This is a genomic window from Bacillus sp. SRB_331 (assembly GCF_003264175.1).
Lineage (GTDB): Bacteria > Bacillota > Bacilli > Bacillales > Bacillaceae_G > Bacillus_A > Bacillus_A mycoides.
Map to the genome: position 1 here is coordinate 110732 of NZ_NADV01000011.1, position 13235 is coordinate 123966.

General features: G+C 36.8%; 14 protein-coding genes and 1 pseudogene. 13 read left to right on the top strand and 2 right to left on the bottom strand.

Annotated features, from left to right (window positions below):
* Positions 1-49 precede the first annotated feature (49 nt).
* The 3 genes from thpR (at position 50) to B5P42_RS09170 (ending at position 3917) form a co-directional block, all read left to right on the top strand.
* The gene (gene thpR / locus B5P42_RS09160) at positions 50-595 is read left to right on the top strand and encodes an RNA 2',3'-cyclic phosphodiesterase (protein WP_002067707.1); all 546 of its coding nucleotides are present in this window, start codon (positions 50-52) and stop codon (positions 593-595) included.
* A 137-nt stretch (positions 596-732) separates the two neighbouring features.
* Complete coding sequence (pulA, locus tag B5P42_RS09165) at positions 733-2874, top strand: type I pullulanase (protein ID WP_258397455.1); 2142 nt, start codon at positions 733-735, stop codon at positions 2872-2874.
* A 245-nt stretch (positions 2875-3119) separates the two neighbouring features.
* A complete protein-coding gene (locus B5P42_RS09170; RefSeq protein ID WP_002034382.1) occupies positions 3120-3917 on the top strand; it encodes a phosphotransferase family protein in 798 nt (265 codons plus the stop codon).
* Between the two features lie 3 nt (positions 3918-3920).
* Here B5P42_RS09170 and B5P42_RS09175 read toward each other — a convergent pair whose 3' ends face one another.
* Entirely contained in the window at positions 3921-4199 is a 279-nt protein-coding gene (locus tag B5P42_RS09175; RefSeq protein ID WP_002015625.1) for a YtzH-like family protein, read from the bottom strand.
* Positions 4200-4431: 232 nt separating this feature from the next.
* On the opposite strand from B5P42_RS09175, the gene trmB reads away from it, so the two are divergent.
* Positions 4432-5085, top strand: coding sequence for a tRNA (guanosine(46)-N7)-methyltransferase TrmB (trmB, locus tag B5P42_RS09180; RefSeq protein ID WP_002015624.1), 654 nt, complete (start codon positions 4432-4434; stop codon positions 5083-5085).
* Positions 5086-5155: 70 nt separating this feature from the next.
* On the top strand, positions 5156-6010 hold the full coding sequence (locus B5P42_RS09185) for a YtnP family quorum-quenching lactonase (protein ID WP_002190924.1): 855 nt from the start codon (positions 5156-5158) through the stop codon (positions 6008-6010).
* Positions 6011-6139: 129 nt separating this feature from the next.
* On the opposite strand, the gene B5P42_RS09190 is transcribed toward B5P42_RS09185, so the two are convergent.
* Positions 6140-6451 (bottom strand): PepSY domain-containing protein, encoded by a 312-nt coding sequence (locus tag B5P42_RS09190; protein ID WP_002015622.1) that lies wholly within the window; start codon positions 6449-6451, stop codon positions 6140-6142.
* 148 nt (positions 6452-6599) lie between these two features.
* On the opposite strand from B5P42_RS09190, the gene B5P42_RS09195 reads away from it, so the two are divergent.
* The 8 genes and pseudogenes from B5P42_RS09195 to B5P42_RS09230 form a co-directional block, all read left to right on the top strand.
* Entirely contained in the window at positions 6600-7673 is a 1074-nt protein-coding gene (locus tag B5P42_RS09195) for a M42 family metallopeptidase (RefSeq protein ID WP_107887359.1), read from the top strand.
* Positions 7674-7962: 289 nt separating this feature from the next.
* Positions 7963-8472 carry a DUF84 family protein gene (locus tag B5P42_RS09200; RefSeq protein ID WP_002089045.1) on the top strand — a complete coding sequence of 170 codons (510 nt, stop codon included), beginning with the start codon at positions 7963-7965 and terminating at the stop codon, positions 8470-8472.
* 83 nt (positions 8473-8555) lie between these two features.
* Positions 8556-8870 (top strand): thioredoxin family protein, encoded by a 315-nt coding sequence (locus B5P42_RS09205; RefSeq protein ID WP_002015619.1) that lies wholly within the window; start codon positions 8556-8558, stop codon positions 8868-8870.
* Between the two features lie 79 nt (positions 8871-8949).
* Positions 8950-9762 carry a DUF1444 domain-containing protein gene (locus tag B5P42_RS09210; RefSeq protein ID WP_002089043.1) on the top strand — a complete coding sequence of 271 codons (813 nt, stop codon included), beginning with the start codon at positions 8950-8952 and terminating at the stop codon, positions 9760-9762.
* On the top strand, positions 9759-10373 hold the full coding sequence (gene ytpR, locus B5P42_RS09215) for a YtpR family tRNA-binding protein (RefSeq protein ID WP_088032257.1): 615 nt from the start codon (positions 9759-9761) through the stop codon (positions 10371-10373). Before B5P42_RS09210 ends, ytpR begins: the two co-directional genes overlap by 4 nt.
* A gap of 143 nt (positions 10374-10516) precedes the next feature.
* On the top strand, positions 10517-10861 hold the full coding sequence (locus B5P42_RS09220; RefSeq protein ID WP_002015616.1) for a hypothetical protein: 345 nt from the start codon (positions 10517-10519) through the stop codon (positions 10859-10861).
* Positions 10862-10901: 40 nt separating this feature from the next.
* Positions 10902-11858 (top strand): N-acetylmuramoyl-L-alanine amidase, encoded by a 957-nt coding sequence (locus B5P42_RS09225; RefSeq protein WP_113734085.1) that lies wholly within the window; start codon positions 10902-10904, stop codon positions 11856-11858.
* A gap of 156 nt (positions 11859-12014) precedes the next feature.
* A pseudogene (locus B5P42_RS09230) lies at positions 12015-13235 on the top strand (DNA translocase FtsK); the annotation flags it as partial.

The window sequence follows — 13235 nt, forward strand, 5'->3', positions numbered from 1 at the left end:
GAATGAGATAAGGAAGAAAAGCAACAATAACATAAAGGAGACGATGTAGATGGTGCCGCATTATTTTGTCGCAGTAACTTTACCACGTCATATAAAAGAAATTCTTTCTAATTATAAAGAGGAAATGAAGGATGAATTACCATTTCGCTCGTGGGTACATGAAGAAGACTATCATATTACCCTTTCATTTTTAGGAAGTGCGACAGAGGAACAGTTAGAAGGAATAAAGAATGGATTACAAACACTTACAGAAAAAACGGAATTATCGTTCACGTTACAAGGACTTTCTACATTCGGACAGGTGGACCAGCCGCGTATATTTTGGGCGGGGATAAGTGATAATCAAGATTTGTTTACTTTACAAAAGCAAGTGCATACAATTTGTGAAGAAAATGGCTTCTCTCTAGATACACGTCCTTATCATCCACATATTACTGTTGCGCGTAAATGGGTAGGAGAAAAAGTGTTTGATCTGACAAATGTAAAAGAGTTACCTGTAACATCATTTCAAGCAGATACGATTACTTTGTATGAATCTCACGTTAAGGAAACGCCGAAGTATAAATCGATTACTGAAATAAAACTACAAAAATAGAATGTATGAAAACGTTTTTTATACAGGTGAATATACTATAGGGAATAATGTGTTACTGTATAGAGCTTCGCTGATAAGAAAAACCTTATCATTTGCAGCTCGTTTCATTTTAACTTTAAGAATGATGGTGATTTTTTATGTTGAAAGTAAAACGTCCATTTGATGCCTATTTAGATGAAATGAATAAAATTACAATTTTGCTCCCGCATGCGTATGGAACAAGCCGGACATTTCGTTTACAAGAAGGAAGCAATGTGAAAGAGTTACCGATTGTTCATACTATTGCTCTTCCAGATGCAACGAAGTATGAATGCTTTATAGAAGAGCCGATAGATGTGGGGAAGTATTATACAGTACGGGATGAACGGAATGAAGAAACAGATTTACAAATAGGCGCTGTGATTCGAACAGTAGTTTTCGATGAAAAATATTATTACGAAGGTACCGACTTAGGTGCTGTGTATACAAAAGAAGAAACAATATTTAAAGTATGGGCTCCGACTGCAAGGCTTGCGAAAGTACGGATTTATAAAAGTGATAAAGAATATATTGATTATGAAATGTACAGAGAAGAAAACGGAGTATGGATTCATACATTACAAGGTGATCATGATGGAGCACGATATACATTCCTTGTTTGTATTAATTTAATATGGAACGAAGCGGTTGACCCTTATGCAAAGTCTGCGACGATAAATGGAAAATACGGCGTCGTTATCGATTTGGAAAAAACGAATGTGACAAAACGAGTAGAATTATCACCATTACAGTCAATGACAGATGCCATATTGTATGAACTGCATATTCGTGACGCTACTATTCACCCAAACAGTGGGGTGAATAAGAAAGGAACATATAAAGGGCTAATGGAAGAGGAGACAGTAGGGCGAAATGGGACATTAACAGGATTGTCTCATATAAAAGATTTAGGCGTTACACATGTTGAACTATTACCTTTACATTGTTTTGGTGGTATAGATGAAGTGAATCCTGCTTCCGCATATAATTGGGGCTATAATCCGTTATATTACAATATACCAACAGGATTTTATGTTACAAACCTTTCTGATCCATATAACAGGATAGTAGAGTGTAAACAACTAATTGAAACATTTCATGATCACGGTATTCGAGTGATTATAGATGTTGTATATAATCATGTTTATGAAAGAGAATTATCATCATTTGAGAAGCTTGTCCCGGGATATTATTTTCGTCATGGGGAAGACGGTATGCCTTCTAATGGGACGGGAGTTGGAAATGATATAGCATCTGAACGGAAAATGATGAGGAAATTTATTATAGAATCTGTTTTATATTGGCTTACTGAATACAATGTTGATGGATTCCGATTTGATTTAATGGGAATTTTAGATGTTGAAACGATGAATGAATTACAAAAAGAAGTACGAAAAATAAAGCAGGATGCGCTGTTATTAGGTGAAGGATGGGATTTGCAAACACCGCTTCCTCTTGAAGAGAAAGCGACGTTAAATAATGCGAATAAAATGCCATGTATCGCACAGTTTAATGATCAATTTCGTGATGGAATAAAAGGAAGTACTTTTAATATAAATAAACGTGGCTTTGCATTTGGTGGGCATGTAGACTGTAATCATTTGCAGTATATAGTAGCTGGTAGCCTTTTAAGTATGAAAGAAACAGGATTGTTCCTAGAGCCAGTACAAAGCATCAACTATGTAGAATGTCATGACAATATGACGATGTGGGATAAACTAGTGCAAAGTAATCCAGAATCAGAAGAAATTTTGAAAAGGCGTCATCGTTTAGCAACTGCAATGGTTATTCTTTCACAAGGGATTCCTTTCTTACATGCGGGGCAAGAGTTTTATCGTACGAAGCAAGGGAACGAAAATAGCTATAATGCAAATGATGAAATTAATCAATTAGATTGGGATCAAAAAGAGAAAGAGATGGAGACCGTTAACTATATAAAAGGGTTAATTGCGATTCGCAAAGGGCACGGGGCATTCCGATTACAAAATGCGGACCTTATAAAAAAGCATATGACTTTTTTGCAAACATCTACAGAAGTACTGGCATACCACCTAGAGCATGTAGAATTATTTGGACCGTGGAAAGAGATTGTAGTTTTATTTAATAGCGGTTTGGAAGCTAAAACGGTGCAGCTTCCAAAAGAAGAAACGTGGCATGTGTTAGTAAACGAAAAGCAAGCGAAAATAGAGCCAATTTCTTCATTTAGAGGAAAGGAACTTCAATTGGCTCCAATTAGCACGTATATATTGACGATAATGTGACAAATCGCTACTTGACGATGAGAATGTAATAAATGTAGAATTGACAAAGGTGACGATTTTCATAAGTTGTCATTCTATGATTGATTTTGTAAAATAAACTAGAAGAACAGGTGATTTATCCTGTTTTCGGCTTATGCCAAGTTTTTTCATTCAAATACAGTAAAATATATGAATCCACAACATGTGTAGAAATGTTGCGGTTTTTCTTTTCATAACTATAAAAGATAAGGATTTGTTAACGGGTAATGAATATGGAATGGTTGGAACAATTATTAGGAAAAGAGTGGAGTCTTATACCGGCTGGTGGAGTAACGGGCGATGCATATATTGCGCAAAACGGACAACAAAAGTTATTTTTAAAGCGGAATACATCGCCCTTTTTAGCGGTATTGTCAGCAGAAGGAATTGTTCCAAAATTACTTTGGACAAGAAGGGTAACGAACGGTGATGTAATTTCTGCTCAAAAATGGCTTCCGGGACAGAAGTTAGAGCCAGAGGATATGAAACTAGAACGTGTTGCGAAACTTTTGAAGAAAATACACTCCTCTAAAGCGCTTGTGCAGATGATTCAAAGGCTAGGAAAGCAGCCGCTTCATGCGCAAGAGTTATTACAACAATTACAGCTCGTTTTAAGAGGAGATATAAGAGTTGATGAAACAATTCAGCAAGGTCTGCAATATTTAACGGAGTCATTAAAAGATATTGAGTACAATGAATTCGTTGTATGCCATTGTGATGTAAACCATAACAATTGGATATTGTCGGACGAAGATGAATTGTTTTTAATTGATTGGGATGGGGCTGTTATTGCTGACCCAGCTTTAGATCTTGGTATGTTATTATATTGGTATGTTCCGCGCCATGAATGGAGTGAGTGGCTCGGATATTATGAGATTGAACTAGATGAATCATTGCTTAGGCGTATGAGATGGTATGTGATAGCACAAACGATTTTATCTATGCAATGGCACACAACAAAAAAGCAGCAAGCAGAAGCTAAATATTGGCATCAATATTTACAGCAACTACTTGCTTCAGAATAATACTTAAGAAAAATTGTCCATTCCAGCAATCCACTGAGTAAGTTGTTCTTGATTATTGGAAATATGGTTGTCCAAATTAGAGGAAGATTTACCCGATTGACTATAAGAATATACATCGTTTAGCATTACTTTAGTGTCACTACTTATACTATCGTTTGCGAGTAACGATTGAATGAGTCGCTCTAATTGCTCGCATTCAGAAACTGTCCCGCAGCAATCACTTTGATGGTTGATTAAAATATCTTTTAATACTTCTAATTGATGCTGTTGATTAATTGGCATGAACGGATCATCCTTTCGAGTGTTTTTCTCTCCCTAGAAATGTAAGAGAAAAAGCTGTTTCGTCATGGAATGTTTAATGCTTTATGTAGTTTTTATCAAAATGGTACATCTTATACTTGAAAGAAACGGACCGAGTGCTCGTACGTACTTGGTTTTTTGTTTGATAGATTGATTAAAACAGAAAGAAGGAATTTTTCCTTTAAAATAGTTTTGTAAAGAGAGGGAGACATCTATGCGTTTAAGACATAAGCCTTATGCAATGGATCGAATTAATGAGTATTCACATATCGTAATTGGAAACCCAGAGGAGAGTGCTGGTAACTGGAAAGAAATATTTGGAAATGAACAGCCAATTCATATTGAAGTAGGTACAGGACGTGGCCGCTTCATGTATGATATGGCAAAAGCAAATCCGCATATTAACTATATTGGAATTGAAAAATTCACAAGTGTTGTTGTAGATGCACTTGATAAATTAATTGAAGAAGAAGTACCGAACTTAAAGTTAATTAATAAAGATGCTGAAGATTTAACAGTTTTCTTTGCGAAAGGTGAAATTGACCGCGTTTATTTAAACTTCTCAGATCCATGGCCGAAGAATCGTCATACGAAGCGTCGTTTAACGTATAAAACATTTTTACGCAATTATGAAGAAGTGTTAGTAGATGGCGGAGAAATTCATTTCAAAACTGATAACCAAGGTTTATTTGAATATTCTATTATGAGTATGGCTGAGTATGGTATGTTATTAACTTACCTTAGCCTAGATCTTCATAATAGTGATTATGAAGGAAACATTATGACAGAATACGAAGAGAAATTTTCTAGTAAAGGTCATCGTATTTATCGAGTTGAAGCAAAATATCGTACGGAGCCTATGCAGTAATGCATAGGTTTTTTATATGAAAAATAATCGGAATATTATGTTAAAATTAAATAGAAAAGGGGGATGGGATATGGAACAGTTACAAATTGGAAATATAAAAGTGACGTGGCTAAAAGGTGGGAATACACATTTAGATGGAGGCGCGATGTTTGGAGTTGTACCAAAAGTACTTTGGTCACGAAAATATAAACATAATGATACAAATCATATTTATTTACGAACAGATCCGTTACTCTTACAAACGAAAGAAGGAAACATGCTTATTGATTCAGGGATAGGGAATGGTAAATTGAATGAGAAAATGAAGCGGAATCAAGGTGTAACAGAAGAATCATCAGTTAAGGAATCTTTAGAAAAATTGGGACTGCATAATGAAGATATTCATTACGTCTTAATGACGCATCTTCATTTTGACCATGCATCTGGTTTAACAAAATGGGAGGGAAATCGCCTTGTTCCGGCGTTTCCGAACGCAACGATTTATGTAAGTGAGACTGAATGGAATGAAATGAAAAATCCGAATGTTAGATCGCGTAATACATATTGGAAGGAAAATTGGGAGCCAATCGTTGATAAGATTGTTACGTTCAGGCAAGAAATAGAAATTACGGATGAAATAAAGATGGTGCATACGGGTGGTCATAGCGATGGACATGCTGTTGTCGTCCTTGAAAGTCAGGGTGAAACGATGCTTCATTTAGCGGACATTTTACCGACGCATGCACATCAAAATGTATTATGGGTAATGGCATACGATGACTATCCAATGACATCGATTGAACATAAACAAAAGTGGATGAAGTATGGTGCTGAAAAAGAGGCGTGGTTTACTTTTTATCATGATGCATATTACCGTGCAGTAAAGTGGAATGAGGAAGGGCATATAGTGGAGAAGATAGAGAGAAAAACAAATATAGAAGCTTAATATTAATAAGAGGAAGGTGTCCAAAAATATTTATTGGAACAATCTCCACTTATTATGTATTGCTGTTATTATCAGCTTTTGTTGGTAATTCTAAAAAAAAAAGAGGTTCACCTAATGGGAAACCTCTTTTTATGCTGCTATAACCTCTAAAACAGTACCTGTTTTAGCATCAACTAAAAATTCAAATCGTTCTTGTATTTCATCTAACATCGTTGTAAGACCGCCGCGATAAACTTCGTACGCGACATCATATTTTTCAAATGCCTCCGGAACCATATGTACCCAAGAGCCAGTAATTTCACCTTTATGACTTAATGCTTGTTTCACCATTTTCAATGCTTTTTCTGAAGAAATATGGGATTGTTCTTGTACTTTGTTTGCAACGAAATAACCAGCTGCGAACCCAACGCCAAGACCTGTGACTAAACCTTTCCAGCTCATATATTCACCTCAATTCTGTAAAATAAAAATAGTGTACCAATAATAATTATAATGCAAATGCAACTAAAAAAGAAGAAACTAGAAACATTTCGAAAATTTCGTTACAATAAAAGAGGTATTCTACTAAGGTTTGAAAGAAGGGGACTTCGTGAATAAAGAGACATTACAATTATTTCGTACGTTAACAGAATTACAAGGTGCATCAGGTTTTGAACATGATGTGCGCAGTTTTATGAAGCAAGAATTAAGCAAATATGCTGATGAGATTGTGCAAGACGGTTTAGGTAGCGTATTTGGTCTGAAAAAAGGGGACGAAACTGGCCCGCGCGTTCTTGTAGCAGGTCATATGGATGAAGTAGGTTTCATGGTTACGCAAATTACGAAAAATGGGATGCTTCGTTTTCAAACGTTAGGTGGCTGGTGGAGCCAAGTACTATTAGCTCAGCGTGTACAAGTTATGACGAAGAATGGTCCTGTTATTGGGGTTATTGGTTCCATTCCTCCTCATTTATTAAGTGATGCGCAACGTGCAAAACCGATGGATATAAAAAATATGTTAATTGATATAGGTGCAGATAGTTATGAAGATGCGATTGAAATTGGCATAAAGCCAGGGCAACAAATCGTTCCAATCTGCCCATTCACACCAATGGCAAATGAAAAGAAAATTATGGCGAAAGCTTGGGACAACCGCTATGGATGTGGCCTTGCTATCGAATTGCTAAAGGAATTAAAAGATGAAACATTACCAAACACATTATACTCTGGTGCGACTGTACAAGAAGAAGTAGGTCTTCGCGGAGCACAAACTGCTGCAAATATGATTCAACCAGATATTTTCTATGCGCTTGATGCAAGTCCAGCAAATGATGCATCTGGTGATAAGACGCAGTTCGGTCAATTAGGAAAAGGCGCTCTTCTTCGTATTTATGACCGTACAATGGTAACACATAGAGGAATGCGTGAATTCATTTTAGATACAGCAGAAACACATAACATTCCGTACCAATACTTTATTTCACAAGGTGGTACAGATGCGGGACGTGTGCATACAAGTAACTCTGGTATCCCATCAGCAGTAATTGGTGTTTGTGCACGCTACATTCATACACATGCTTCTATTTTACATGTTGATGATTATGCGGCAGCGAAGGAATTAATTACGAAGCTTGTGAGAGCGACGGACAAAACGACGTTAGAGACAATTAAGAATAACGCGTAAAGAGGAAGGGTGAAAAACCCTTCTTTTTTTAGGTTGAATAGATGACCCAGCGATGAATGGGAGCGGTCAGTGCCTAGTTGGTGCTCGAATGATGTATTAAGACCTTGGATAGGAAGAGAGAGGAAGGCTGTTTTTGGAAAACCTTTTCTTTTTTTAGGTGGGAGAGATGACACAGAGATGCGTGTGTGCGGTCAGGCGCACTACGGTATAAATCTCAGTCATGAAGACTGATTTGGTGTGCGAGGCTAGTATTAGGATAGAATGATGAATTTATATAGAGGTGAATGAAATGAAGGTAGTAGTTGGATCGAAGAATAAGACGAAGGTTGGGGCTGTGGAGAAGGTTTGGGAAGATGCTGAAATTACATCTCTTTCTGTTCCATCAGGAGTAGCAAATCAGCCTTTTTCAGATGAAGAGACGATGCAAGGAGCAGTAAATAGAGCGAAGAGAGCATTGCAGGAAGGTGCAGCTCATATCGGCATTGGGCTAGAAGGCGGCGTTATGAAAACGGAGCATGGGTTATTTATGTGTAACTGGGGTGCTTTAGCGACGATTGAAGGTAAAACATTTGTTGCGGGCGGGGCACGTATTAAGTTACCAGACGATTTTTTAGCACCGCTTGAAGAAGGAAAAGAGCTAAGTGAAGTGATGGAAGAGTTTGTAGAGCGAAAAGATATTCGTAGTCACGAAGGTGCTATCGGTATTTTTACAGATGATTATGTCGACCGAACGGAATTATTTGTACACGTTGTTAAGTTACTTGTTGGGCAATATAAGTATGATGAAAAGCAAGCATAAACCTTGCACCATGCGCGATGTATGGTAGTATAAAGAAAAGATTATAGTGTGAAAAAGTGCACTCGTTAGAGGAGGAAATATAGATGAAATCATTAGAAAGCATGGAACAATTCCAAGAATTAAAAAATGAAGAGAATGTAGTCTTCATGTTCTCAGCAGAATGGTGCCCAGATTGCCGTTTCGTTGATCCATTTATGCCAGAAGTAGAAGAGAAGTATAGTGATTTCTCATTTTACTATGTAGATCGTGATGAATTTATTGATTTATGCGTGAAAGTAGACGTATTTGGCATTCCAAGCTTTGTAGCGTACAATAAAGGTGAAGAAACTGGACGCTATGTAAATAAAGATCGTAAAACACAAGAGCAAATCGAAGAGTTTATTGAAGGTTTAAAATAAGACAATTAGCCAATTGAATTGTAAAAACAACCTCTACCTTCGCGGGGGAGGTTATTTTTTTGGAAGGGAGGAAAAAGAGATGAAAATGACAAGTAAAAAGATGAAAGACGAGTTAATGAAGAAATTATCTCGACCAGAATGGGACTGTCATTATGATAGCGAGAAAGAAGTTCTTCGTATTGAACAAACAGACTCGAAAAAAGGTATTAACGTATCACTTCCAGGAGTAGTTGCAAAATGGGAAGTGAACAAAGAAAAAGCAATTGAAGAGGTCGCTTATTACGTACAAGAAGCGCTAATTGCAATGCATAAAGAAGAAAATAGCACGGCGAAAATTTTACCTGTTATTCGCTCTACTTCTTTCCCGAAACAATCAGAAGAAGGAAATCCGTTTATTATGACGGACCATACGGCGGAAACACGTATTTACTATGCGCTAGATTCTAATAAAACATATCGATTAATTGATGAGCGCCTATTGCAAAAATTAGAGCTTACAGAGGAACAAGTACGTGAAATGGCATTATTTAATGCTCGCTCATTAGGCTATGAATTTAAGCAGGAGACAGTAGCAGGTAATACATTCTACTTTTTAAACACAAATGATGGATACGATGCGAGTCGTATTTTAAACGAATCGTTACTACACTCGATGCGTGAAAAGATCTCTGGTGATATGGTTGTTGCAGTTCCTCACCAAGATGTATTAATTATTGCTGATATCGTCAACGAAATCGGTTATGATATTATTGCACAAATGACAATGAAATTTTTTGCCGAAGGGCATGTTCCGATTACATCACTTTCATTCGTATATGAAGATGGGGACTTCGAACCAATCTTTATTTTAGCGAAGAATCGGAAGAAGACAGATGGAAAAGAGAAAGGATGAACGAAGTGAACGTTTTTTACAACCTTGAAGGAATTGGTGACACTTTAATTGTTACCTTACAAGATATTACTTTAGAAAACCGTACATTTGACCGCAAAGGAGATGTTGCTCGCGTATACGATCGTGAAAGCAACGTAACAGCAGGATTCAACATCTTTAATGCGTCTTCTTATGTAGAAGTAACAGACAACGGAAACGTTACATTAACGAAAGAGTTTGTTGAAAAAATTAACGGAATTTTAGTGAAGAATGGCTTTGAAGAAAAAGTAGAAGCTGATTTCACGCCGAAATTTGTTGTAGGCTATGTAGCTGAAAAAGAGAAGCATCCAAATGCTGATAAATTAAACATTTGTACAGTAGAAATCGGTACAGAAACATTACAAATCGTATGTGGTGCACCAAACGTTGATGCAGGACAAAAAGTTGTTGTTGCAAAAATCGGTGCTGTAATGCCAAGTGGTATGTTAATTAAACCAGCTGAACTTCGCGGTGTTCCTTCTTCTGGAATGATTTGCTCTGCACGTGAGTTAGAGCTTCCAGATGCTCCAGAAGAAAAAGGTATTCTTGTATTAGAAGATAGCTTTGAAGTTGGACAAGAATTTAAATTTTAATTGATGTTAGAAAAAGTAGTCTCGCATATGTGAGGCTATTTTTTTGTGCGAAATTCCTAGGATTGTAACGTTTCCTCTCAAAATCTATATTGTATTTCAAAAATGGATTAGGTAAAATTTAGAAAAAAGAAGGGGGTAGACGTATGAAACAACAACCAAAAATTGCAGAACTTCTGAAACGAATTGAAACTTCAAAACAGCAAGATATCGAACTAGGTTCCTATGAAATATATGTGTTTAGCGAAAATGAATTAGAAAAAGGACAAATCGGTTATCGATATGATAAACATAAAAATTCATTAATAAGTGAAGAAAGTGGAAAATGGAAAGAGGAATGGATTGTTATCGGATATGAAACGGATATGGGGGATCCTGTTTTCGTAAATGTAGCTGATGATGCTTATCTAGTCTATACCGCAGAGCGTGGTACAGAAACGTGGCAACCCGTTCATATTGGAAATATGGATGAAATTATAAAACAATTATAAGAAAAACTTTGAGACCGGTGCAAAGTGATAGGAGAGAAAAATGAAGTATATAAAAATAATGAGCGCTATTGCAGTCATTGGAATATATATGGGAGGTTGTTCGCAAGAAGAGCCGAAAAAAGAAACAACCTCTTCTATACAAGAAAAAAACAAAGATAATAAGGAAGACGCACCGGTAGAAAAGCAGCAAGAAGAACAAGAAAAGAAAGAACAGCCGCAAGCAATTCAAACGAATGAGCAAGTGGAACATAAGCAGGAGGAAGTGCCGGCCGAGGAAAAGAAAGAGGAAACTACGCCGCTGCAGCCAACTGAGCAAACAGTACAAAATAATGAACAAAAAGTAGAGAGTAATGAAAAACAAGAAAAGTTTCTCGTCGTTATTGATCCAGGGCATCAACAAAAAGCGAATTTAAATTTAGAGGCAATTGGTCCAGGAGCAACTACGCAAAAATATAAAGTAACAGACGGAACAGCGGGAGTTGTAACGAAAAAGAGGGAATCAGTTCTTGTATTAGAGATGGCTTTTATATTGAAAGAAAAACTGGAAGCAAAAGGTATACAAGTATTGATGACGAGAACGTCACATGAGGTTGATATAAGTAATAAGGAACGAGCAACATTCGCGAATGATCATAAAGCGAATTTATTTTTGCGCCTTCACGCAGATGGTTCTGAAAATCCAAATCAAAGTGGATTTGCTGTATTGACACCGGCAGAAGGAAGTCCGTATACGAAAGAGATTTATGCTGAAAGTCTTCAAATCTCTCAAACGATAGTAAATAAAATGAGAGAGAATCATCAAGTGAAAGTAAATGGAATTAAATTTCGGGATGATCTTTCTGGATTTAATTGGTCAAAAGTTCCAGGAGTACTATTAGAACTTGGATTTATGTCAAACCCTGAAGAAGACAAAAAATTATCTGACCCACAGTATGTAAATTCTTTATTGCAAAGTGTAACGGATAGTGTGGATGAATATCGGAAGGGTAAAGATTAAACGAGGTCTTACATGTAAGACCTCGTTTTTCTATATGAAAAACAATCGTGAATTAGAATATTATGGATAAAACTAATATGCTTAATTTTACCTGCACTTTTTGCCGAATGCTGATACAATAAAGGATGTTACTATTTAGTAGAAAGAGTGGTAAACATGTTAGATTGGATGAAAAAGCTGTTTAACAAAGAGGAAGAAAAAACAGTGATGAATAAAGAAGTACCGGCACAAATTGAAAGTCAGCCGAAAATTCCTCGTGTAAACCACTACACTGAAGCAAGAGAAGCACAAATGGCAAGTCGGAATGCAGGGAAATGTCGTTTTCCATTAATACCAGATAATGGCTTCGATGAGGAGGATGTAAGAGAACTGCCTAACTTTGAAGAACAACCTATTCAAAGAGGAGCATATGAAGAACAGCCTACTCAAAGAGGAATAAAAGTGGAAAGAAGCAGACGACCGTATGTGGAAACAGAAGCACCTACATATGAGGAACCGGAATTGCAATATGAACCGGAACCAGAGCCTGTCGTAAAAAAAGCATTCGTACCGTCGCAAGAAAGTAACCGTAGACCATTTCGTCCAACAGAAATGATTTCTCCGATTTATGGATATAACCGTCCTTCAGTAGAAACGAAGGTTGTGCAGGAGGAAGAAAAGGTAAGAGAAGATCTTGAAATATCTGTTGAAGGAAAAGCTGTTGTTGACGCATGGTTAGAGAAAAAGGGATATACATTATCTGACTTTTCGGGAGTTCTACAAGGAAGTTCATCTGTTAAGAACGGAGTGAACGAACGAAGTAATAAAGTAGAAGAAAAATCGGTTGTGGATACATGGTTAGAGAAAAACGGTTACGAAGTTGAACGTCAAGCCCCTTCATTAGAAGAAAGCCTAAGTGATGATTTGCTTCATAAAACAGTAGGACAGCATGTGGAAAAAGAGGCTACAATTGTACAAGCCTTGAAGCAGGAGCAAGATGTAGTGGCGTTATCATCTACAGAAGATAACGAAGAAACTTTACAAGAAGAGTCAATAGATTCTAAAGTAGAGCATGTGTATTCGATATTAACAGAAGAAAATGAATGTAATACAGAAATAGAAGAAACTGTTGCTGAAGTTGCAGCAAATCAAGTCGAAGAAGAAACATTAGACGATGTAGTGATTGTAAAAGCAGATGAAAAGCTTGAAGAAACAATTACTATAGAAATACCAGATGCTTTTGAAGAAGAAGCTAAGGAAGCAGAAGAAGTTGTGGAATTAGAGAAATCTGAGGAAGCGACAGAAGAAGTTGTGGAATTAGAAGAAACTGAGGAAGCGACAGAAGAAGTTGTGGAATTAGAGAAATCTGAGGAAGCGACAGAAGAAGTTGTGGAATTA